Source organism: Collimonas sp. OK242 (assembly GCF_900107095.1).
In the GTDB taxonomy this organism is placed as follows: Bacteria; Pseudomonadota; Gammaproteobacteria; order Burkholderiales; family Burkholderiaceae_D; genus Collimonas.
Map to the genome: position 1 here is coordinate 18,989 of NZ_FNOR01000016.1, position 21,373 is coordinate 40,361.

The 21,373-nt window shown below is 58.1% G+C and carries 20 protein-coding genes; 13 read left to right on the forward strand and 7 right to left on the reverse strand.

The window, feature by feature from the left end; all coding sequences use genetic code 11:
• Positions 1 to 39 precede the first annotated feature (39 nt).
• The 5 genes from BLV81_RS17555 to BLV81_RS17575 all read right to left on the reverse strand — a co-directional run bounded on the left by BLV81_RS17555 (position 40) and on the right by BLV81_RS17575 (position 5,865).
• Positions 40 to 2,451 carry a TonB-dependent receptor gene (locus tag BLV81_RS17555; protein ID WP_255365321.1) on the reverse strand — a complete coding sequence of 804 codons (2,412 nt, stop codon included), beginning with the start codon at positions 2,449 to 2,451 and terminating at the stop codon, positions 40 to 42.
• An 87-nt stretch (positions 2,452 to 2,538) separates the two neighbouring features.
• Positions 2,539 to 2,922 carry a DUF2946 domain-containing protein gene (locus BLV81_RS17560; RefSeq protein WP_092358635.1) on the reverse strand — a complete coding sequence of 128 codons (384 nt, stop codon included), beginning with the start codon at positions 2,920 to 2,922 and terminating at the stop codon, positions 2,539 to 2,541.
• Positions 2,923 to 3,120: 198 nt separating this feature from the next.
• Positions 3,121 to 3,420 (reverse strand): Dabb family protein, encoded by a 300-nt coding sequence (locus tag BLV81_RS17565; protein WP_092358637.1) that lies wholly within the window; start codon positions 3,418 to 3,420, stop codon positions 3,121 to 3,123.
• Entirely contained in the window at positions 3,417 to 4,565 is a 1,149-nt protein-coding gene (locus BLV81_RS17570) for a DegT/DnrJ/EryC1/StrS family aminotransferase (RefSeq protein WP_092358639.1), read from the reverse strand. The genes BLV81_RS17565 and BLV81_RS17570 overlap by 4 nt, the downstream gene beginning before the upstream one ends.
• 397 nt (positions 4,566 to 4,962) lie before the next feature.
• Positions 4,963 to 5,865: a LysR family transcriptional regulator gene (locus tag BLV81_RS17575; protein WP_092358641.1), complete on the reverse strand. Its 903-nt coding sequence runs from the start codon at positions 5,863 to 5,865 to the stop codon at positions 4,963 to 4,965.
• A 186-nt stretch (positions 5,866 to 6,051) separates the two neighbouring features.
• On the opposite strand from BLV81_RS17575, the gene BLV81_RS17580 reads away from it, so the two are divergent.
• A complete protein-coding gene (locus tag BLV81_RS17580) occupies positions 6,052 to 6,819 on the forward strand; it encodes an SDR family oxidoreductase (RefSeq protein WP_092358643.1) in 768 nt (255 codons plus the stop codon).
• Positions 6,820 to 6,838: 19 nt separating this feature from the next.
• A complete protein-coding gene (locus BLV81_RS17585; RefSeq protein ID WP_092358645.1) occupies positions 6,839 to 7,771 on the forward strand; it encodes an alpha/beta fold hydrolase in 933 nt (310 codons plus the stop codon).
• 117 nt (positions 7,772 to 7,888) lie between these two features.
• Here BLV81_RS17585 and BLV81_RS17590 read toward each other — a convergent pair whose 3' ends face one another.
• Together BLV81_RS17590 and BLV81_RS17595 are read right to left on the reverse strand one after the other, a co-directional pair.
• The gene (locus BLV81_RS17590; protein ID WP_176992880.1) at positions 7,889 to 9,814 is read right to left on the reverse strand and encodes a bifunctional diguanylate cyclase/phosphodiesterase; all 1,926 of its coding nucleotides are present in this window, start codon (positions 9,812 to 9,814) and stop codon (positions 7,889 to 7,891) included.
• Positions 9,815 to 10,058: 244 nt separating this feature from the next.
• Positions 10,059 to 10,748: a GntR family transcriptional regulator gene (locus BLV81_RS17595; protein WP_092358649.1), complete on the reverse strand. Its 690-nt coding sequence runs from the start codon at positions 10,746 to 10,748 to the stop codon at positions 10,059 to 10,061.
• A gap of 196 nt (positions 10,749 to 10,944) precedes the next feature.
• Here BLV81_RS17595 and dctP point away from each other — a divergent pair, with 196 nt between their 5' ends.
• The 11 genes from dctP (at position 10,945) to BLV81_RS17650 (ending at position 21,369) form a co-directional block, all read left to right on the forward strand.
• Complete coding sequence (gene dctP, locus BLV81_RS17600) at positions 10,945 to 11,964, forward strand: TRAP transporter substrate-binding protein DctP (protein WP_092358651.1); 1,020 nt, start codon at positions 10,945 to 10,947, stop codon at positions 11,962 to 11,964.
• Positions 11,961 to 12,539: a TRAP transporter small permease gene (locus BLV81_RS17605; protein ID WP_092358653.1), complete on the forward strand. Its 579-nt coding sequence runs from the start codon at positions 11,961 to 11,963 to the stop codon at positions 12,537 to 12,539. The genes dctP and BLV81_RS17605 overlap by 4 nt, the downstream gene beginning before the upstream one ends.
• A gap of 76 nt (positions 12,540 to 12,615) precedes the next feature.
• Positions 12,616 to 13,965, forward strand: a complete 1,350-nt coding sequence (locus tag BLV81_RS17610) for a TRAP transporter large permease (protein ID WP_092358655.1) — start codon at positions 12,616 to 12,618, stop codon at positions 13,963 to 13,965.
• The gene (mdcA, locus tag BLV81_RS17615) at positions 13,965 to 15,626 is read left to right on the forward strand and encodes a malonate decarboxylase subunit alpha (protein ID WP_092358657.1); all 1,662 of its coding nucleotides are present in this window, start codon (positions 13,965 to 13,967) and stop codon (positions 15,624 to 15,626) included. Before BLV81_RS17610 ends, mdcA begins: the two co-directional genes overlap by 1 nt.
• Before the next feature lie 37 nt (positions 15,627 to 15,663).
• Positions 15,664 to 15,978, forward strand: coding sequence for a malonate decarboxylase acyl carrier protein (gene mdcC, locus BLV81_RS17620; protein ID WP_092358659.1), 315 nt, complete (start codon positions 15,664 to 15,666; stop codon positions 15,976 to 15,978).
• Entirely contained in the window at positions 15,975 to 16,874 is a 900-nt protein-coding gene (locus BLV81_RS17625; RefSeq protein ID WP_092358661.1) for a biotin-independent malonate decarboxylase subunit beta, read from the forward strand. The genes mdcC and BLV81_RS17625 overlap by 4 nt, the downstream gene beginning before the upstream one ends.
• Positions 16,875 to 16,876: 2 nt before the next feature.
• Complete coding sequence (locus BLV81_RS17630; RefSeq protein WP_092358663.1) at positions 16,877 to 17,587, forward strand: biotin-independent malonate decarboxylase subunit gamma; 711 nt, start codon at positions 16,877 to 16,879, stop codon at positions 17,585 to 17,587.
• Positions 17,571 to 18,242 carry a malonate decarboxylase holo-[acyl-carrier-protein] synthase gene (gene mdcG / locus BLV81_RS17635; protein ID WP_092358665.1) on the forward strand — a complete coding sequence of 224 codons (672 nt, stop codon included), beginning with the start codon at positions 17,571 to 17,573 and terminating at the stop codon, positions 18,240 to 18,242. Before BLV81_RS17630 ends, mdcG begins: the two co-directional genes overlap by 17 nt.
• Positions 18,239 to 19,162: a triphosphoribosyl-dephospho-CoA synthase MdcB gene (gene mdcB, locus BLV81_RS17640; protein ID WP_092358667.1), complete on the forward strand. Its 924-nt coding sequence runs from the start codon at positions 18,239 to 18,241 to the stop codon at positions 19,160 to 19,162. The genes mdcG and mdcB overlap by 4 nt, the downstream gene beginning before the upstream one ends.
• Before the next feature lie 92 nt (positions 19,163 to 19,254).
• On the forward strand, positions 19,255 to 20,400 hold the full coding sequence (locus BLV81_RS17645) for an ABC transporter substrate-binding protein (protein ID WP_092358669.1): 1,146 nt from the start codon (positions 19,255 to 19,257) through the stop codon (positions 20,398 to 20,400).
• A 42-nt stretch (positions 20,401 to 20,442) separates the two neighbouring features.
• Positions 20,443 to 21,369, forward strand: a complete 927-nt coding sequence (locus BLV81_RS17650; protein ID WP_092358672.1) for an ACP S-malonyltransferase — start codon at positions 20,443 to 20,445, stop codon at positions 21,367 to 21,369.
• The last annotated feature ends 4 nt before the right edge of the window (positions 21,370 to 21,373 follow it).

Sequence of the window (21,373 nt, forward strand, 5' to 3'; positions counted from 1 at the left end):
CTTGCTGAAAATGATGGTCAAAACCCTGGTCTGAAGCCGTCACAGGCTGACTTTGGCTTCCAGGTAGAGTGTCCGGCCGGGGTAGGGGTAGTAGACGTAGTAGCGCCGGTTGCTCAGGTTGTCGATGCCGATTCCCAGTTCGGTATGTTTAGTCGGCTTGAACGTCAGTTTGGTGTCGAACACCAGGAAGGAACTGGTGCCGCCGAATGTATCGGGATTGATGTCGGTATTGGTCAGCGTGTTGTATTGCCGCCCGGAGTAACGCCCGGCCAGCATCACGTTAGCCTGGTCCTTGATGCGATAGCTGCCGACCAGGTTGCTGCGCCACACGGGGATGCGATAGAAATTCTTGCCGACGGTCGCCGGATTCTTGCTGTTTTCCAGGATGATGGATCTGGTGTAGCCTGCGCTGGCGCTCAGGTCCAGCCCACGCAGGAAAACATCTGCGGCAGAGTAGCTGAGCTCTATCCCGCGCGAGCGTACCCGATCTATATTCTGGATGCTGGTCACGTTGGGGAACAGCGTCGTGCTGGTCTGACTGAACAAGGTGTTCTTCACATCGTCTTCAAACAAAGACATGCGCAGCATGCCGTTGAAATGCGACCATTCGGCGCTCAGTTCTTGCGCCAGATCGTTTTCAGGCTTGAGGTTCGGATCGTTGTTGACCAGCGTGGAGCCGGTCAGGCTGCCCTGGAACAGTTCGCTGACGGTGGGGAAACGGTAGGCGCGCCCGGTGGAAAAGCGGATTGTCAGGTCAGATGAAGCCTTATAGGACAGTGCCGCCTTGGGCGACCAGTAAGACAGATTGCGACTGTCGTAACCAATGCTGTAGCGCTGGGCCGCAGCGTTGATTGCGCGGACTCCATCGTAAGCGCGCCAGTCTTCATAGCGCAAACCGTAGGTCAGCTTCCAGAGCTGCCTCATTTGCCAGGCATCTTGCGCAAACAGCGCCTGGGTTTCAGTCTTGCCGGCAAAGGCATTGTTGAATCCGCCGCCGTCGTTGCTGCGCCAGTTGCTCAGGTTGAGGGTGGTATTTTCCAGGAAATAATTATCGTAGTGATAGCCGAAAGTCAGCCAATGGCTGCCGGCCTTGACGGTCGCCGGTTTGTGGTCGGCCGCCAGGTCCAGCGTTTTCCAGCCCGAGCCGTCGCCATAGGTGGCGACACCGCTGAGATTGCTGGCCAGCCCGCTACTGGCGGATCTGGAAATACTCTTTGAGACATCGAAATACGATGCAATCGCGGAGTAGTTCCAGCCGCTGGCATTACGGGTTTTCAGGGTTAAACCGTACAGCTGGTTCGCGCTTTCGCTAGCCGCAGGCGCAAAGAAGGATGCCGGCAGCTGGTATTGATAGCCGCCGATATCGACCAGGCCCGAATACACCGGATTGCCCTTGGCGTCGCGCAAGAAGGTCCGGGTGCTGTTGCTTACCTGCTGGCGCCAGTAGCCGAACGTGAAGCCGGCCTGCGCGGCCGGCGTTATATCGTAGACAGCCTTGAACTTGAACAGATCCTGCACCGCGCGCTCGGCGCCCTCGGCATTGACGCCGAAGATGGTGGCGGGAGCGCCGTTAGGATCGGTATACGAGTAAGCGCCGCTGACCGGAATCGCGGCGGCAGTAGCCGCTTGCGTAGAGCGCGGCTGGCTGGCATATACAAATGGCTGGCCGGCGTTGCTGAGGTGGTCCACGCCAAGCAGGAAGGACAGGTCGCCGACCTTGTTGCCGATAGCCGCCGTGCTTTTGTTGCCGTCGAAATGGCCGTCAACGCCGAATAGATTGAATTGCTGGCTGAAGACCTGGGCCTTGGCCATCGCTTCCAGTTTGGTCGGCATCTTGGTGGTGATCGCTACCGTCGCCCCCATGGAGTTGCCCGGATACAGTGCGGAAAAGGGGCCGTAGATCACATCTACCTGCGCCATATCTTCCGGAAAAACCATGGACCAGCGCGGCGGGAAGCTATGCGTGTTGCCCATGAAATTGCTCAGCAATAGGCCGTCGGCATACACCAGGCCGCGCGCGGTTTGCGAGGTACCGTTGCCGCGCACCGAGATGGTGGCGTTTTCATCGCCGACAAAGCGTTTGCGGATCGCCATGTTCGGCATGTACTTCAAGGCGTCTTCAGTATTGACGACGTTGAGATTTTCTAGCTGCGCCGCAGTGATGCGTTCGCTGCTGGCGGGCAGGTTGGGATCAAGCACGCGCTTTTCCCTGGCGCCTGTGACGAACACTTCGTGGGGCACTTCGTGGAGTACTTCGTGCACCGCGTGGGTATCGTCTTCGGCCGCCCATGCGCCTTGCGACAGCACGGGCAGGGCGAGCATGAGGGAGAGCGGCAGCGGTCGCAGCGCTGTCGACAATCTGGATGAGTGGTGTAACAAATATGGCGGCAATAGGTGGCTGCGGTAACCGCGCGCCGAAACGCTCTTGCTTTGCGCGAGCAAATCAAACATATATTCCCCTGGACTTCAAACGATAATCGTCCCCGGATTGCAGGCGCAATCGGAGACAGGCGGCATCTCAGATGCCGGAAATGGAAATCAGGACAGGGTCAGGGGAGGGTCGAGCGGGTGAGTTTGCCCGCGAAACGGGCGCGGCGGGATGTAGTCGTAGGGCGGCAGGCCGGCATGGGCGAACGCAGCGGCGCTGGCCGGCAATAAGCCGAAAGAAGTCGCCGGCGGCGGGCTATTGGCCAGCAAACTACAGTAGCCGCAGGCGTTCCAGTGATCGGCGTTCGGCGCAGAAGATTTGCCGCTGTCAGCAGGAGCGGCATGCGCCAGTCCCGCAGCGGTGCAGATCTCGTTGTATATCTGTATCGTCCCCGCCGCCTTGAGAGACTGCGAAACCGTCGGCATGAGGATGCCTAGCCAGATGGCAAAGAGGCAGGCCCAGACAACGAGTTTTTGACGGCGGATACGTAACATGAATGATTTACGGGGATTTCAGCAGCGCAGAGGTGAGCCGCGGAACGGATTATATCGCGATGATAATAAGCGGGCTATCGGGAAAGTTGCATCACCTTTGAAGGGGCGGCCCCGACCCGCTGCTGGCTCTCGGGATGCCGCAAAGCAGCCGCTCAGCATACCTGCAGAGCGGTGACGGGCTTTGTATATCGCCATCCATCAAATGCCGTAATCGAACACCAAAACCTCGTCGAGCCAAGGCTTCAGCCGGGCCACGAAAGCCAGGTGCGTGGCGTGATCAAGATATGCGTCCCGGAACGCCGGGCCGGCAAACGTGACGATCGCAGCGTGCGTGTAGCCTTTATCCAATCCTTCCGGGCTGCTGTTGGCGCCGTGTTCGAAGTCGACAATGCCCTCGATCAAATCGGCAAGCTTGGCGAAGTCGCGCATGCAGCGCGCTTGCTCGCTTGCCGGGGTGTCTTGTTTGAAGCGCAGAAGAACTAGGTGGCGTATTTTCATTGTACGTTTGACTCTGTGAGAGTTAATTGGCACTCGCTTAGCACTGTTTCGCAAACACGATCCACGTCCGCTTCTGTCATGCTCGCATGCAGCGGCAGCGACACGGTTTCGCGGCTAATGCGTTCGGCATGAGGAAACTGCCCCTCGCGATAGCCAAGGCCGCGCCCTATGCTTGTGAGATGACAGGCCTCGTAAGAGACCCCAGTCGCGATGCCTTGCGCGCGCAAGGCGTTGCGGAATTGCTGGCGTGTCTGGCCAAACTGCTCAAACGGAATCAGCACACAAAACATGTTCCAGCTCTGTTCCGGCCTGCCCCGCGGCGGCAACACTACGCCCGGAATGTGTGGGAAATGTTCGAAATAGTGCGTCGCCAAAGAGAAACGCTTCGCCAGAAACTGCGGCAACTGCTGCAGTTGATGCAAGCCGATTACAGCAGACACGTCGGACATGTTGAACTTGCCGCTGGCAACCATGACGTCTCGCGTGTCGTCGGGCAGGCGCACGATGCCGTGGAAGCGCAGCACCTCAACTTGCTTCGCCTCGGTCTCGTTATTGACGACGATCGCGCCGCCTTCGATCGTTGTCATGTTCTTGTTCGGGTGGAAGCTGAAAGTCGCGATGTCGCCGAAACTGCCGACGACCCTATCTTTCCAATGCGAGCCTTGGACCAGCGCAGCATCTTCGATCACGCGCAAGCCATGTTTTTTTGCCAGGGCGAACAAGGCGTCCATGTCTACCAGCGCACCCGGGAAGTGGGTCGGCATGATAGCCTTGGTGCGCGGCGTGATTGCGGTCTCCACTTGAGCCAGATCGATCGCCCGGGTCGCCAAATCGCAATCGACGAAGACGGGCTTAGCGCCGACCTTGACAATCATGTTCATCGTCGAAAAAAAACTCTGCGCGGAAGTAATGACTTCATCCCCGGCGCCGATACCGCACAATTCAAGCGCGACTTCCATCGCTCCGGTGGCGGAGGTCAGCACGCGCGTCGGCCGCCCGCCGAAGGAATCCGACAAGGCTTGTTCGAAAGCCTGCACATTGGGGCCGCTGGCAATCCAGTTTGAACGCAAAACCCCGGCCACTGCAGCAATGGTGAGTTCGTCGAGTTGGGGTTGTGCGAAATTGAGTAAATTGGTTTTTGTCATCGGAATTATGAAAGGCTGCGGTTGGTGACTATGGCGGAAAAATTGCTGGTAAATGCAGTCACGGACTAATTACTATAGCAATATCCGGCTGTTCGGACATTCGACCATCCGGTCCTAGCCGATTGCGGTCTATTTGCGGTCGCCGGTGCAAATTGACCTCTGCGTCGGTTCTGGCTGAGCTACTGTGCTGGTCCGTGCTGACCCCTCCTGATGGCGTTGACCTCACGGCTCATGAATGACCGAACGATTTCATCAATCTGTTGCATCCACCGGTTGAATCCGCAACCCTGAACGGTCTGCACTAGCTGAATTTGAATATGTTTCCCTTGTCGCCCCAAACAACAGGAATGGATATTTTTTAACCCATCAAGAGGAGCAAATAACCCCCACCCATCTATCAAACCACATCCCAATATGGTGGGGCGCCGAAAGCCCCGCGCAACGCCGTGACAAGTTCCTGAAGTTTTTTGGAGGCCCTACGGCCCTCGGGGTGCGCAACATAAATCGTTTCTTCTGCGGCTTCACTTCCAACGTCAACCCTGACGAGCGCTCCTTTTTTGACGTCTGCTCCGACAATAAAGCTTGGCAGAAGTGCCAAACCTAGACCAGCCAACGCGGCATCCCTCATCATGTCGCCGTTGTTGACCCTCAACGAAGCCGGTGGTCGGACGAAGGCATCTGGGCGTAAGTCTAGAAACCGCCAGTCAGCAACGTTTCGATTTGTATAGTAAATGGCTCTGTGGCTACCTAAGGCGTCGAGAGTCGCCGGTTTTCCGTATCGCTTTAGGTACTCTGGGGATGCGACAAGAAGCCGCCTGCTGCGGGCGAGCGGCAACGCGACAAGTCGGGAGTCTTCGACCGTACCATGCCGTATGACGGCATCGTACCCGTCGGCTGCTGCGTCAACTCGCCGGTCGTCCAATTCCAATGTGAGCGAAATTCCGGGATGCTTCGACAAAAAAGGGTACAGCGCTGGGCCAAGATGCATGCGCCCAAATGTGACTGGGGCGGACAATCGCATCGGTCCGCTCAAAGTGCCGCGTCGCTCCGAGACCTCTGCCACTGCGTCTTGAACCTCCCAAACGATGCGGCTGGCCCTTTCGAAGAACGCTATCCCATCCTCCGTCATGCTGAGTTTGCGCGTTGTTCGGTGAAACAACGGCGCTCCAAGACTTCGCTCAAGTTCGGCGAGCCGTTCGCTGACAACCGACTTTGAAAGGTGCAGCCTCCTAGCTGCTGCGCTGATAGAGCCAGCTTCCGCTATAGCAACAAAGTTCGAAATCCCATCCAGCTTGACCATACGTCCCCCGGCGCCTATGCGGTGTGTGCTGCGACCAAATCAATCTGGTGGCGCAGCGTCAATTGTTCGATTATACCGAACACAAGTTCCTCCATTTGCCTACTTATCCAAACAGACTTCGACTACTACACTGAGTTCAGTAATTCATTTCTTTTAATTCTTTTAATCACTTTCTAGGGGATTCAAATGAGCAAGCGACTTGAGGGCAAGGTTGCCATCATTACTGGCGCAAGTTCGGGCATCGGCTTTGCATCTGCACAACTGTTTGCCGCTGAAGGGGCTAAGGTTGTCGTTGGAGCACGCCGACAGGCTGAGCTGGACCAATTGGTCAGCCAAATTCGCAGCGCGGACGGCCAAGCCGTGGCTCTGGCCGGCGACGTTCGGTCCGAGGAGTACGCCAAAGCGCTGGTGGCGCTGGCGGTCGAACGCTTTGGGCGCCTGGATATCGCATTCAATAATGCCGGCACTTTGGGTGAAGGCGGCCCCTCCACCGACGTCTCCGAAGCCGGTTGGGCGGACACCTTGGCAATCAACCTGACCGGCTCCTTCCTCGGCGCCAAGCACCAAATTGCCCAGATGCTGAAAAACGGCGGCGGCTCGGTCATCTTCACTTCCACTTTCGTGGGCCATACCTTTGCTTTCCCTGGGGTAGCCGCCTATGCTGCAAGCAAGTCCGGCCTCATCGGCCTGACCCAGGCCCTGGCTGCCGAGTTCGGTCCCCAAGGAGTGCGCGTCAATGCGGTATTGCCCGGCGCTGTGGACACCGACATGTATCGCGGCATGAATAACACTCCTGAAGCGCAGTCTTTCGTGACCAACTTGCACGCTTTGAAGCGCGTCGCCACGCCCCAAGAACTGGCTCGGTCCGTCCTGTATTTCGCTTCGGACGATTCGTCCTTTGTCACCGGCTCCGCCTCCCTTGTGGATGGTGGCGCCTCTATTACACGCACCTGAACCCAAGGAAAACAACATCATGCTCAGCACTTTCAATCGCGCCCTTGGCGCCAGCCTTTTTGCAGTCGCCGCGCTGACCACTTCGCTGCCGGTACACTCCGAACCCAAACCGTATCCGGCGAACTTCAAAACAGAAAGCATCAATACGGATGGCGCCACAATTCACGTGCGCGTCGGCGGTGCCGGACCCGCCGTTGTTCTCATCCACGGCTTTGGAGACACCGGAGACATGTGGACGTCGATGGCGATTGCTCTTGCTAAGGACCATCGGGTGGTCGTACCCGACCTGCGTGGCATGGGGTTGTCTTCCAGGCCCGAGGGCGGCTACGACAAGAAAACCCAGGCAGGCGATATCCGTGCGGTCTTAGACAAACTCGGCATCGACAAAGCGGACATCGTTGGTCACGACATCGGCACCATGGTTGCCTACGCTTATGCAGCACGCTACCCGGAGAAGACCACGAAGTTGGTGGTGATGGACGCACCAGTGCCAGGCGTGCCTCCTTGGGAACAAATTGTCCGTCTGCCGGTGCTGTGGCACTTTGACCTCGGCGGTAAGGACATGCTGCGTTTAGTTCAGGGACGTGAGCGCATCTACCTCGACCGGTTTTGGAATGATTTTGCCGGCGATGCCAGTAAAGTCGATGAGACCACACGCGTTCACTACGCGAAGCTCTATGCTCGCCCCGGCGCCATGAAAGCGGCCTTCGCCCAGTTCCAGTCAATCCGTAAAGACGCTGAGGACAATGCCGAATTCGTGAAGACCAAACTCAGCATGCCGGTCCTAGCAATTGGCGGCGAGAAGTCCTTCGGTGCCAACGAAGCTGCGGTCATGCGCAACGCCGCAACTAATGTCACTGAAGTTGTAGTGCCCGGTTCCGGTCACTGGCTGATGGAAGAGGCACCAGCCGAGACTGTGAAGACGGTGCAGTCCTTCCTCAACACGAATTGACATAGTTCAATGTAGGGGCGTGCGCCAACGAGGGTGCTCGTCTTTCCAAGTGCGTAGCCCCACATCCCGTGTTCATCGAACATTCGAGCGCGTGATCGTTGCGCTAAAAAATAGCCGTCAGCACGCAATCCCGTGCTCGCTGAATCGCTCGTCGTAGAATCGAAATTGGCCCTTGCCGGCGGCTTTGGCGGAATACATGGCAATATCGGCATTCCTGAGCAGCGTTGCTGAATCGTTGCCATCGTGCGGGAATAGACTTATTCCTATGGACGTACCGACCAAAACGACGGTTTTTTGCTCCGTGATTTCAAAAGGCACGGAAAACTTCTGGTTGATGCGAGCAGCTACTTGAGCGACCTCTTCCTGGCTGGAGAAAGAATCAAGTAATAGCGTGAACTCGTCCCCGCCAAGGCGAACCACCTTGTCTACCGGCCGCAATACCGACTGTAATCGTATCGCAGCTTCCTGCAGCAGCTGGTCTCCGGCTTCATGGCCCAATGTATCGTTGATAGCCTTGAAATTATCCAGGTCAATGAAAAGAATGGCAAACATCGTATTGCGCTTTCTTGCCCGGTTTAGCGCGGCGGGCAAGAATTTCATCAGCCAATGACGATTGGGGAGCGAGGTCAGGGCATCTATATTCGCCATCTTCAACAGAGCTTGTTCGTAAGATTTTTTCTCGGAAACGTCTCTTATCGTCATCGCCAAACCGTGTCCCGACCGGACCAGTCGCCGGAACATCCAAATGGTTTGCTGCGAATTATTACGATGACGTGTAGCCTTGAATTCGTCTTCATAAAAACCGATCTCCATCGCTTTACGGAAAATGGCGAGTACGCGCTGAGAAATCTCACCTGAATACAGATCGGAAAATTTTTTTCCAACGAGCTCTTCCTTTGCATAGCCAACAAGAAGAGCGCCGCGGTCGTTGCAGTCCTTTATCATGAAATCGACCACATTTTGTTGTTGATCGTAGAGCGCGCGCACCATGTAAAAACCCTCGCGAGCGCCGTCGATCGCCAGTTGATAGGTGTTTTTCACCTCATCCGCCTGATATTTCCGCCAAGCCAATCGCGATAAAAAGAACATGCCAGCAGTGGCCAGCAGAAGCAACAGCACGCTCCCCGCAATGGCAATGTTGCGATAGTTGTCTGCGGTAGGCTGATACGCGGCAAGCGCAGCGGCATCGGATAAGCTGACGAAAGAAACCAGCGGGTAGCTGCTTAGCTTCTGCCAGGCTACGATGCGCGACTCGCCGTCAACAAATTTATCTCCCGGGATGCGCCTGATGCCGCCGGGCGCTTCAAATACCTGAGGTGAACGGTATATCGACGGCAATGACCTGATGCGGTCACCCATTTTGGCTGCCAATACGACGCCATCCATATCTTTTATAGCCAGACTATCGCTCGTGCCCAGGCTTGACTCGTCGGTGAATGCGGCAAGAAAGGTGGGTTCGACGCCGACCACGACCATGCCGTCAAATGAGCCGTCCGCTTGGTCCAGCCGTCGCGTAAAGCGAATGACTGTTCTCCCGGAGCGTCCCCCTTCGCTCGGTTTTTCAATACGCAGGTCGTTATCCGGATTCAATTGCTGGATTTTGAAATAGTCCCTCGCAGCGATATTCGGCGCATTGGCCTTATCCAGAGTACTGGTCACAATCGTTCCATGACTATCTACGATTGAGGCATAAATTTGCGCGGACCGCGGGTATAGTCCCTGCCGCAATTGATCCTCCAGCTTTAACGCTCCATGGAATGTCTGCCAGCCGTATTTAAGATTGCGCGTTATCTGGTCGATTTGGTCAACAGAACGAGACAGTTGTTCGGTATAGGCTTTTGAAAGTTGAGTCGCTTTCGTGAAAGTGCTCTTTTCAATCTCAACCCTATCGCTTTGAATTTTTGCCAGCGATATCGTCCAGACCATCGCTCCCAATAACATGCACGCCAGCAGCCACATCAGGAGTGCGCCCATACTGCCGCGGAGAAATTCAAATCGTTGAATTTCGCGAGTCAGGCGCTTAGCTAGACTGCTGTCAACCATGAAGCGATATCCATTTGGTAGGACGGTCGTAGAAAATTGCATCAGACAACATTTATGTCTGATGAGATGCTTGCCATTCAGCTTTGCACACTAATTAAAAGCACATATTGAGTGCTTAGCAGTTTTTGCCAATGTAGCAAAAAAATTACCCCTGGGCAATCAATGTTGTGAATTGCTATTCATGTAAAAAATAGAATTTCGGGCCAACTTGACTTGTGAGGGGAGCTAACCGGGCAGTAATGCGCTAGCTGTATTTGTACTGCGGCTCCGGCTTGACAGTCAGCAGTTGCAGCGAGGCGATCAGGTCGGCGAAGCGCTGCCCCTGGACCGTGACGTGCTGGCGCAGCAAGTCGGCTGTCAATTCGCCGTTGCCGGCGATGATGGCTTGCACTACGCTGTCATGCTCCTGGTACGAGGCATTCAAGCGATCGCGCACCCGCAGCTGCAGCCGCCGATATGGCCGTAGCCTGCGCTGCAGCGACTGCGCCTGGGCTGTCAGGAAGGCATTATGGCTGCCTTCGTAGATGGCGCCGTGGAAGGCTTCGTTCATGTAAAAGTAGGTGTCGGGATCGTGCGCATCGCGCGCTTCCATGCAGGCCTGGTGCGCCGCCAGCAGGCTGGCGTGTTCCGCGCCGGACATCCTGCGCGCCGCCAGGCGTCCGCACATGGCTTCCAGTTCCGCCATCACCTCAAACATTTCCACCAGCTGGCGCGGACCGATTTCGGCAACCACTGTGCCGCGCCGCGGGCGGGTCACTACGATGCCCATCGATGCCAGCTGTATCAATGCCTCTCGCACAGGAGTGCGGGAAACGCCGAACTGGATGGCCAGGTCGGTTTCATCGAGATGCTGGCCTGGGCGAAACTCACCAACTGCAATCATTTCTTCGATGGTTTCGCGTAGCGATTCCGAGCGATTTTTTGTCGTGAGCATAATTGGGCCGTTTCTGGGATTATGTGTAGCCGAGATTTGATTGTAAGGCGTATTTATTCGTTGACATGAAAATGTTTTATGGAATATTGTGTATACAAGGAAATAAAAAAAGAATACATAGCATCTATCTTCGGCAATAATGGCGTGAAAAGCAGCTAAAACTGTATCGATAATTTTCCAACAGAGGAGTGGGGATATGTCTTTAATCAGCCGAAGAACGGTGCTGGGCGCGCTCGCGAGCACACCGTTCTGGTCAATGTCGTCAGCCTGGGCGCAGTCGAGCGCCTTGAAAATTTCCCACCAATTTCCTGGCGGCACCATCAGCGAAGGCGACTTCCGTGACCGCCTGACCCGCATGTTCGCCGCTGAAGTCAGCAAGCGCACCAACGGCAGCCTGAAATTCGAAATCTATCCCGGCTCTTCGTTGATGAAGACCAACTCCCAGTTTTCTGCAATGCGTAAAGGCGCCCTGGATTTTTCCCTGGTGCCGCTGAACTACGCCGGCGGCGAAGTGCCGGAAGTGAACATCGGCCTGATGCCTGGCCTGGTGACTTCGTATGAGCAGGGCGCGGCCTGGAAGAATGCGGAAGTCGGCAAGGAGTTGTCGCGCATCCTGCTGGAAAAGGGCGTCATCATCGTCAGCTGGATCTGGCAGGCCGGCGGTGTGGCGTCGCGCACCAAGCCCATCGTCGATCCTGCCGACGCCAAGGGCTTGAAGGTGCGCGGCGGTTCGCGTGAAATGGATATGATCCTGAAAGAAGCCGGCGCGGCAGTAGTGACGCTGCCTTCCAACGAAATCTATGCGGCGATGCAGACCGGGGCGATGGATGCCGCCATGACGTCGTCCACCTCCTTGATTTCCTTCCGCCTGGAAGAAGTTTCCAAGGGTCTGACCAGCGGCCGCGACAAGGCCTATTGGTATATGTTGGAACCTTTGATGATTTCCAGGGCGACCTTCGACCGCCTCACCAAGGAACAGCAGGTAGCGGTGATGTCGGTCGGCGCCGAGATGGAGAAGTTCGCCCTTGACGCTGCGCGGCTCGACGATTCCAATGTGGCTGCAGTCTATCAAAAAGCGGGCGCCAAGGTAGTCGACCTGAACGCGGCCACCGTCAAGAAGTGGCAGGACATCGCACGCACCACGGCGTGGAAGGACTACGCTGCAAGAAACGATAACTGCGCAAAATTGCTGAAACTGGCTGAGAAACTCCTATGAGCCACGGCTTCGACGCGAAGCCGACCGCCGGACCGGCCATTCCGGATAATCCGGTGGTGGCGGCCCTGGCCCGCGTCCTCGAACGCTTCAACAAACTGGCGCTGTATGTCTCCATGGCCGCGCTGATGCTGACGGCGCTGATCATGACTTATTCAGTGGTCGCGCGCTATTTTTTTCATGTTCCTACCGACTGGCAGGACGACGCCACGGTATTCATGCTGGTCGGCGTGATCTTTCTGTGCGCCGCTTATGCCCAGTCGTATCGCGGCCACATCGGCATCGAAGCGTTGGCCTCGATATTGCCGGCCGGGGTGAACGCCGTGCGTTTGCTGCTGGTCGATGTGATCTCTTGCCTGTTCTGCGGATTCTTTTCATGGAAATCATGGGCGCTGTTCCATGAAGCCTGGTCGGAAGGGCAGACCACCTCATCCACTTTCGCACCGCCATTGTGGATTCCCTATTCGCTGATGGCGCTCGGCATGACGGTACTGACCTTGCAGATACTGGTGCAAGTCCTGGCACGCCTGACCGACCGCAGCACGGCTGCTGATCCGCATACTGTCTCGGATTCATAATGGGTACCTCTAAAAATCGTAGCGAGCATCGCAGAGCGGAGATTGGGCTGCGCAGTAGATTTATAGAGGTACCCCAATGAGTCCGCTTACCTTGGGTGTCTTGTATGGCATCGTCACGATTGTGGTGATGTGTTCCGGCATGCCGATTGCGTTTGCGCTCGGCGCCGTCGCGACCGGCTTCATGTACTTCTTCATGCCTGCGTCCTCGCTTGATACGGTTACCCAGAACGTCTACGAGGAGATCGCCTCGGTCACCTTGCTGTCGATTCCGCTGTTCATCCTGAAGGGGGCAGCCATCGGCAAATCGCCGGCCGGGCGCGATCTGTATTCGGCGATCCATGCCTGGCTGAACCGGGTGCCGGGCGGCCTCGGCATCGCCAACGTCTTTGCCTGCGCCTTGTTTGCGGCGATGGCCGGTTCTTCGCCGGCAACCTGTTCGGCGATCGGTTCTGCCGGCATTCCGGAAATGCGGCGGCGCGGTTATTCGCCGGGCTTTGCCGCCGGCATCATCGCTGCCGGCGGTACGCTGGGTATCTTGTTGCCGCCTTCGATCACCATGATCTTGTATGCGGTGGCGTCGGAACAATCGCTGGGCCGCCTGTTCCTGGCCGGTGTCGGTCCTGGCGTGCTGCTGGTGATCCTGTTTGCCGGCTATGCCGTGCACCGTGCGCGCAAGGAATACCGGATCGCCCACGCCGTCTACAGCCAGGGCGGGGTCAAGTCAGCCTATCTGGACGACGAGCATTTCACCCTCGCGCAAAAAGTTGAAATGCTGCCGCGCGTGCTGCCTTTCCTGATTTTGCTGATCGGCGTGATGATCGCCTTGTACGGCGGATTTGCCACGCCATCCGAGACCGCCGGCCTCGGCGCATTGCTGGCGATCGTGCTGATCGCGGTGGTGTATCGCATGTGGCGGCCGCGCGAGCTGATGCCGTTCCTGAATTCGACCATCAAGGAATCCTGCATGCTGCTGCTGATTATCGGCATGTCCTTGCTGTATTCCTATGTCATGAGTTACCTGCATATCAGCCAGTCGGCGGCGCAATGGGTGGTCGCCCTGCATCTGTCGAAATGGCTGCTGCTGGCGGTGATCTTGCTGATGGTGATCGTGCTTGGTTTTTTCCTGCCGCCGGTATCTATCATCCTGATGACCGCGCCGATCATCTTGCCGCCGCTGCGCGAAGCAGGGTTCGACCTGATCTGGTTCGGCGTGGTGATGACAGTGGTGATGGAAATGGGTCTGATTCATCCGCCGGTAGGTTTGAACCTGTTTGTCATCAAGAACATCGCGCCCGATATTCCATTATCCGATGTGATCAAGGGCACGTTGCCGTTCCTGCTGCTGATGTTCCTGGCGATCATCCTGCTTTGTCTGTTCCCCGGCATTGCCACCGGATTGCCGGATATGCTGATGGGAGTCAGATGATGAAACTGCGGCGCTGGGACTTGCGTAATACTGATCGCGAACAGCGCCTGCAGCGCGCCGCCAATGTTCTTGGCAGCGCCTGCAAAGGCAAACTGGTAGATGCCGGCCGGATTGCAGATTTGCTGTACTGCGTACTGGAATCCGGCGACCGGGTTTGCCTGGAAGGGAATAACCAGAAACAGGCCGATTTCCTGGCCAAGGCGCTGGCTAAACTCGATTCCGGCCGTATCAACGGCCTGCACATGCTGCTGTCGGTGCTGGCTTTGCCGGAACACCTGGATGTATTTGAAAACGGCGTCGCCGAGCGTCTGGATTTTTCCTTTTCCGGACCGCAGGCGGTGCGCCTGGCCAGATTGGTCGCCGCGGGCAAACTGAATATCGGTGCCATCCACACCTATCTGGAATTGTTCGGCCGCTACTTTATCGACCTGACGCCGCGGGTGGCCCTGGTCGCAGCGCAGGCGGCGGACCGCCACGGCAATCTCTACACCGGGCCGAATACCGAAGACACGCCAGCGATTGTCGAAGCCACTGCCTTCAGCGGCGGCATCGTGATCGCCCAGGTCAACCAGATAGTCGACGTGCTGCCCCGGGTGGATATCCCGGCCGACTGGGTCAGCTTCGTGGTGGAGGCGCCGACCCCGCACTATATCGAACCGCTGTTTACCCGCGATCCGGCGCAGATATCCGAAATCCAGGTCCTGATGGCGATGATGGCGATCAAGGGCATTTATGCCGAATACCAGGTGCAGCGCCTGAACCATGGCATCGGTTTTGATACCGCCGCGATCGAACTGATTCTGCCGACCTATGCCGCATCGCTGGGTTTGAAAGGCAAGATCTGCCAGCATTGGGCGCTTAACCCGCATCCGGCGCTGATCCCTGCGATCGAGGCCGGTTTCGTCGAGTCTATCCATTCCTTCGGTTCCGAACTCGGCATGGAAGAGTACATCCGGGCCCGGCCGGACGTTTTCTTTGTCGGCAGCGACGGCTCCATGCGTAGCAACCGCGCTTTCAGCCAGATGGCCGGCCACTATGCCTGCGACATGTTCATCGGCTCGACGCTGCAAATCGATTTGCAGGGCAATTCATCGACCGCGACCGCCGGCCGCATCGCCGGTTTCGGCGGCGCCCCGAACATGGGCGCCGATGCGCGCGGCCGGCGCCATGCCAGCCCGGCCTGGCTGCAAGCCGGACGCCAGGCGCGCGAAGGCAAGAACCTGATCCCGCGAGGACAAAAACTGGTGGTGCAAATTGTCGAGACGTTCCGCGAGCACATGCAGCCCGCGTTCGTCGAGCGGCTGGATGCCTGGGAACTGGCTGAACAAGCCGATATGGCGATTCCGCCGGTGATGATTTACGGCGATGACGTGAGCCATATCCTGACCGAAGAAGGGCTGGCCAATTTGCTGTTATGCCGTAGCGACGAAGAGCGCGAGCAGGCGGTGCGCGGGGTTGCCGGTTATACCCCGGTCGGGCTGGGGCGCGACAAACGCATGGTCGAGAACCTGCGCGACCGCGGGATTATCCAAAGGCCCGAGGATCTCGGCATCGATAAACGGCTGGCGACGCGCGACTTGCTGGCGGCGAAAAGCATGAAGGATCTGGTGCGTGCCTCGGGCGGCTTGTACAGTCCGCCGAAACGCTTCAGGAACTGGTAAAGACGGCTGCAGTAAGTAGTTGGTGAATGGAGGTCTCGTGGAAACTTTGAATTTTCGTTTTGAGCATGGCCGGCACCGGCTTCCGCCTGTTGCCCAGCTGTCCGGCGTGGTCAGTTCGGGCAATCTGGAAGTGCTGGTCGAATCGGCTGTGCTGAACGGCGCCTGCACGATTGAAATCAGGACTGCGGCGCGCGGATTCGGAGCTATCTGGGAAGCGGTGCTGAACGATTTTCAGGAGCGCTGGCAACTGGCCGACGCGTGTATCGCGATCAATGACATGGGAGCCACCCCGGCGGTGGTCAGCTTGCGTCTGGATCAGGCTTTGCAGGCAATGACCGGGAAAACACCATGAGCAGCTACCTGGAAGCGAACGCGCGCGAGCGCTTGTTTGCGCTGCTGGATGCCGACAGTTTTTACGAATTCCTGCCGCCAGAACTAAGGATGGTCAGCCCGCATCTGGGACAGCTGGATGCGCCGGTATCGTTCGACGATGGCGTGGCGATAGGCCAAGGGCGGCTGCACGGCGAATGCGTATTCGTAGCGGCGCAAGAGGGCGGTTTCATGGGCGGCGCGGTGGGCGAGGTGCACGGCGCCAAACTTACCGGTTTGTTATTGCGCGCTCTGCGGGAACGTCCGTATGCCGTGTTGCTGTTGCTGGAAACCGGCGGCGTGCGTCTGCATGAAGCCAACGCCGGCCTGATTGCCGTGTCCGAAGTCATGCGCGCCTTGCTCGAGGTGCGCGCCGCCGGCATCCCGGTGATTGTGCTGGTCGGCGGTTCCAACGGTTGCTTCGGCGGCATGGGCATCGTCGCTCGCTGCGCCAATGCGATCGTCATGTCGGAAGAGGGGCGGCTGGCGATGTCGGGGCCGGAGGTGATAGAGACCGCCAACGGCGTCGAAGAATATGATGCGCGCGACCGTGCGCTGGTATGGCGCACCAGCGGCGGCAAGCACCGTTATTTGCTGGGCGATTGCCAGATGCTGGTGGCCGACAGCGGCGCCGCGTTTCGCCAGGCAGCGTTCGACCTGGCGCAAGAATCTCATGCCAACGCCGGCAACATCCCCTTGACGCTGGCGGCGTTGGAAGCAGAACAGCAATTTTTACAGAATCGCATCGATCGCTTTGGCGCCGCTGCCGATCCGCTCGATATCTGGCGCGCAATCGGCGTTGCCGATGCGGCGCAGCTGCCGATGCTGGAAGCGGAGGCTTTCGTTGCCGCTACTGCCGAATTGCGGCTGGGAGTTTGAGCATGGACTGGAAAAACCTGACAGCGGCGCTGTTTCCCGATGGCCATACCGTGATCGAGCAAGACGATTTCTTAAGCGGCACGGCAGTGGTGGACGGCAGCACCGTGACGGTGATCGGTACTACCGGCCATGCTGCGATCGGCGTTGAAATCGCTTTGTTGCAGGCGCAGGCGATCCTGGCGACTGTCCGTCACCATCCGCAACAATCCATCGTGATCCTGGTCGATACTCAGGGCCAGCGCCTGCGGCATCGGGACGAAATGCTGGGCATCAACAGCTATATGGCGCAGCTGGCAAAGTGCATCGATTTGGCGCGGCGGCAACAGCACAAGATCGTCGGGCTGGTTTACGACCAGGCATTGTCAGGCGGCTTTATCACCAGCGGCCTGATGGCCGACGCCTGTTACGCTTTGCCGGACGCCACCATCCGTGTCATGGGTTTGCCAGCCATGGCGAGGATTACCAAGGTGCCGGAAGCAAGGCTGACGGAACTGGCCAAGAGCAATCCTGTGTTTGCACCCGGCGCCGTCAATTATCTGCATATGGGCGGCATCGAAGCGATCTGGGATGGCGATCTGGCCCGGCAACTGGCGGCGGCTCTGCGCGCGGCTAGCCCGCAAGACCGGCGCAGCGCAGCCGGCCTGCAACGCGGCGGCCGCAGCCAGGCTTGGCAGGTAACCCAGGCGGTGATGGATTATGCTGGCCCGCCATAGCCTGGTCTGGCTGAGCGCCGACGGCTGGCAACGCGCAGCGCAAACGGCGACGGCTGGGGGAAATTATCAAGCCGTGCTGCAACGCTGGCAGCGCCATGACTGGCCGGCGGTCCTGCGGCGCCGTGATGCGGACACTCCGGAAGATCAAATTTGTCTCGGACTGGCGCTGCCGCCCGATGGCAACGGCGGCAAGACCAGAATCCCGTTTAGGGCGCAGCTTGCCGACGTGCAGCGGATGACAGATCCGCTGGCATTGCGAGCAGCCTTGAAGTATGCGCCGCCCGCTTGGAGCGCCGCATTGCATGCGTTTGTCGGCGCTTGCCTGCACAGCGGCATAGCGATGCGGATATACGGTTCCTGGGCCTGGCAAATCCTGACGCAGCAAAGCTATGTAAGACCGGGTTCGGATATCGATCTGCTGTTTACGCCCGGCAGTGTCGAAGAACTGACGCGCGGCCTCGGCTTGCTGGCGCAGCATGCGGGGCGGCTGCCGCTGGACGGCGAGATCGTTTTTGCGGAGGGCCAGGCAGTAGCCTGGAAGGAGTGCTGGCAAGCGCTGCAGGCCGACAGCCGGCAACGGGTACTGGTCAAGACCGGGGACATGGTCAAGCTGACGCCGCTGGCAGCGCTGATGTCCACTCTGGAAGGCGCATGATGTTGAGCAGTCGCCATGCTGATACCAGGCCCCCGCAATCGCCGCAATTGCGCCGCGAAGCTTGGGCGCAACGGCAGAGTGCGCGTCAGCGGCGGGCATTTTGCCTGACGGTTGGGCAGTTGGCCTTGCGTAGCCTGTATCGTGAATTGCAGCTTTATCCGAAGCCTGGCCTGGTGTCGCTGGTGGACAGCGGCAGTCACGCTGACATGGATGCCGTCACTTTCATGCGCAGCCTGTTTGCGCTACGCCATTATTTCATACGGATTACGCAGGCCGGCATGGCCGGCAAGGAATTCGCCGTGTTGAAGCAACTGGGCATGGATGCCGAACAAACCATGTTGCAAGCCACTGCCGGCGTCAATACCCATAGAGGGGCGATTTTTTGCCTCGGCATGTTGTGCGCAACGGCCGGTTATTGTCATGCTCACGGCATGCCGTTGTCGGCAGCTGCGATCCGCGCCAGCTTGCTGATTCAGTGGGGCGACGGCTTGAGCCGGCATATGCAGGATCGGAAGGCGACGTCGCACGGTGCGCAGGTGGCGCAAAAATACGCGGTGAGCGGCGCCAGCGAAGAGGCTGCGCTTGGCTTTCCCTCCTTGTTTGAGCTTGCCTTGCCGCGCTTTCTGCAGACGCTGGGGGCAGGGTGCGGCTACGATGCCGCCGCTATCGATACCTTGTTCGCCTTGATGGCAACCATCAACGACACCAATCTCTACCATAGGGGCGGGCTGGCCGGCGCCGATAAGGTGAAAACCAGCGCCCGTCAATTTCTGGATGCGGGCGGCAGCGCAACAGAAGATTGGCGCGAACGCGCAATTAGTTGCCACAAAGTATTTATTCAGGATAAGCTGTCGCCCGGTGGCGCTGCCGACTTATTGGCCGCCACCTATTTCATGCATGGGCTAAGCTACTTGCGGTGAGCGCCAACGTCTGCCGATCAGCCGTGTTGCTACAGCCTCGACCAAACATTTAATGCATCGATGAATTAATCCTTTCCCCCTCTGGAGAACAAATGAAGAAGTTGTCTTTGGCAGCCGGCATCGGCTTGCTTGGCTTGCTGGGTTTAATTGGAAGTGGTAGCGCTAACGCAGAGCCGGGCATTACCTCCAATACCATCGTGATCGGGCAGTCGGCCGGCTTTACCGGGACCGCGGCTGAGGAAGTGAAACAGGCAACGGCCGGCGCGCAATTGTATTTTGATATCGTCAACAAGCAAGGCGGCGTGTTCGGCCGCAAGATCGTGCTGGAATCGCTCGACGATGGCTTTGAGCCCAAGCGTACCGTCGAGAATACCCGTAAGCTGTTGAATGAAAAGAATGCGTTCGCCTTGTTCCTGTATCGCGGTACGCCGACCACCGAATCCATCCTGGGCGCCATCAAAGAGGCCAAAGTACCCTTGATCGCCCCGGTCAGCGGCGCTACTTCTCTGCATGAGCCTATGCAGCACTATCTGTTTAACGTGCGCTCCAAATACCGGGATGAAGTCGGCACTGCCATCGATCAGTTGTCCGGCATGGGCTTGCAGCGTTATGCGGTGCTGGTGTCCAACGATTCGTTTGGCAACGACGCGCTGGAAGGCTTGAAACAGGCGATCAAGAAACATAAGTTGCCGGAGCCGGTGATCGCCAATTACGAGCGCAACACGGTGGCAGTGGAAGGTGCCGTGAAAAAGATTTTCGACGCCAAGCCGCAAGCAGTACTGTTGATTTGCACCGCCAAGCCGTGCGCGGCATTTATCAAACAGTATCGCGAGGCCGGCGGCTCGCAGCAAATGATTGCGTTGTCGAATGTCAGTTCGCAAGTATTCCTGCAAGGTTTGGGTAAAGATGCGCGCGGCCTCGGCATGACGCAAGTATTCCCGAATCCAAGAAGCTCGAGCACGCAGATATCCAAGGAATTCATGACTGCGCTGAAGACCCGCAGTGAATTGTCCGATTCCTATCCGACCCTGGAAGGCTTCATTTCCGCCAAGGTATTGGTAGAAGGTTTGCGCCGCGCCGGCAACAAGCCGACTCGCGAAAGCCTGGTTAGCGGCCTGGAAGGCATGGGCGGTTACGATATCGGCGGCATGGCGCTCAAATATGGCCCTGACAGCCGCGACGGCCTCAATTTCGTTGAGTTGACAGTGATAGGCAAGGATGGTTACGTACTGCATTAATTTACCAAAGTTACCCAAGCCGCACCACAAGGTGGATCGGACATGACGCCGCGCCTGGCAATTCTATGCCCGGGGCAGGGGGGGCAGCATGCCGCGATGTTCGATCTGCCGCGCTCCGATCCGGCCAGCGCGGCATTGCTGCAGCAATGGCTGCCCGCTACTACGCTGGGGCAACCGCTGCGGCAGATACTGGCTGATGACGCCCTGTTGTTTTCAAACCGGCTGGCGCAGCCGCTGATAGTAGCGGCGACAGCCGCGGTCTGGTCGGCCCTGCAGCCGTTGTTGCCGCCGCCGGCACTGGTAGCCGGTTATAGCGTCGGCGAGATCGCCGCCTATCATGTCGCCGGCGCAATTTCTGCGCCGCAAGCGATCCGGCTGGCGACGTCGCGTGCAGCGTTGATGGACGCTTGCCTGCAGCCGGCATCACCTCAAATCTTGTTCGCGCTGAGCGGCATTGTCGTCAGCAAGCTAGCGGCTTTGCTGGCGCCATACCGTTTATATGTGGCGATAGAGACTGAGACAGATAGCTGTATCGCGGGCGGCCTTGCTCAGGATATGCATGCGGCAGCAGGCGAGATCGAGCGTCTGGGCGGCAGGATCCGTGTACTGCCGGTGACAGTGGCTTCCCACACCCCCTTGATGGATGACGCAGTTCTGCCATTTTCGCAGCAGCTGCGCCAGCAGTTTTCGATAGATCCGCCGGTGCCCGTGCTGTCGGGCCTGAGCGGGCAAGTGCTGACAAAAAAAGAAGCCGCGATCACGGTGCTGTCTCAGCAATTGGCGCAGACCATACGCTGGAGCGCATGCATGGATGCCTGTGCCGAGCAAGGCGTCACAGCGGCGCTGGAACTGGGGCCGGGCGCAGCGCTGTCGCGGATGCTGCAGGCGCGTCATCCGCATATCACATGCCGTTCGGTGAGCGAATTCCGGTCGCTGCAGGGTGTGCGCGGCTGGCTGCAACGCTTGTGAAGCT

Bases quoted from the DNA above. Each gene is read 5' to 3' on its own strand.
- BLV81_RS17580 (WP_092358643.1), top strand. From the start codon at position 6,052: ATGAGCAAGCGACTTGAGGGCAAGGTTGCCATCATTACTGGCGCAAGT.
- BLV81_RS17585 (WP_092358645.1), top strand. From the start codon at position 6,839: ATGCTCAGCACTTTCAATCGCGCCCTTGGCGCCAGCCTTTTTGCAGTC.
- BLV81_RS17625 (WP_092358661.1), top strand. From the start codon at position 15,975: ATGAGCAGCTACCTGGAAGCGAACGCGCGCGAGCGCTTGTTTGCGCTG.
- BLV81_RS17570 (WP_092358639.1), bottom strand. From the start codon at position 4,565: ATGACAAAAACCAATTTACTCAATTTCGCACAACCCCAACTCGACGAA.
- BLV81_RS17575 (WP_092358641.1), bottom strand. From the start codon at position 5,865: ATGGTCAAGCTGGATGGGATTTCGAACTTTGTTGCTATAGCGGAAGCT.
- BLV81_RS17610 (WP_092358655.1), top strand. From the start codon at position 12,616: ATGAGTCCGCTTACCTTGGGTGTCTTGTATGGCATCGTCACGATTGTG.
- mdcB (WP_092358667.1), top strand. From the start codon at position 18,239: ATGATGTTGAGCAGTCGCCATGCTGATACCAGGCCCCCGCAATCGCCG.
- mdcG (WP_092358665.1), top strand. From the start codon at position 17,571: ATGCTGGCCCGCCATAGCCTGGTCTGGCTGAGCGCCGACGGCTGGCAA.
- BLV81_RS17555 (WP_255365321.1), bottom strand. From the start codon at position 2,451: ATGTTTGATTTGCTCGCGCAAAGCAAGAGCGTTTCGGCGCGCGGTTAC.
- BLV81_RS17560 (WP_092358635.1), bottom strand. From the start codon at position 2,922: ATGTTACGTATCCGCCGTCAAAAACTCGTTGTCTGGGCCTGCCTCTTT.
- BLV81_RS17645 (WP_092358669.1), top strand. From the start codon at position 19,255: ATGAAGAAGTTGTCTTTGGCAGCCGGCATCGGCTTGCTTGGCTTGCTG.
- mdcA (WP_092358657.1), top strand. From the start codon at position 13,965: ATGAAACTGCGGCGCTGGGACTTGCGTAATACTGATCGCGAACAGCGC.
- BLV81_RS17590 (WP_176992880.1), bottom strand. From the start codon at position 9,814: ATGGTTGACAGCAGTCTAGCTAAGCGCCTGACTCGCGAAATTCAACGA.
- BLV81_RS17630 (WP_092358663.1), top strand. From the start codon at position 16,877: ATGGACTGGAAAAACCTGACAGCGGCGCTGTTTCCCGATGGCCATACC.
- BLV81_RS17595 (WP_092358649.1), bottom strand. From the start codon at position 10,748: ATGCTCACGACAAAAAATCGCTCGGAATCGCTACGCGAAACCATCGAA.
- dctP (WP_092358651.1), top strand. From the start codon at position 10,945: ATGTCTTTAATCAGCCGAAGAACGGTGCTGGGCGCGCTCGCGAGCACA.
- BLV81_RS17650 (WP_092358672.1), top strand. From the start codon at position 20,443: ATGACGCCGCGCCTGGCAATTCTATGCCCGGGGCAGGGGGGGCAGCAT.
- BLV81_RS17565 (WP_092358637.1), bottom strand. From the start codon at position 3,420: ATGAAAATACGCCACCTAGTTCTTCTGCGCTTCAAACAAGACACCCCG.
- BLV81_RS17605 (WP_092358653.1), top strand. From the start codon at position 11,961: ATGAGCCACGGCTTCGACGCGAAGCCGACCGCCGGACCGGCCATTCCG.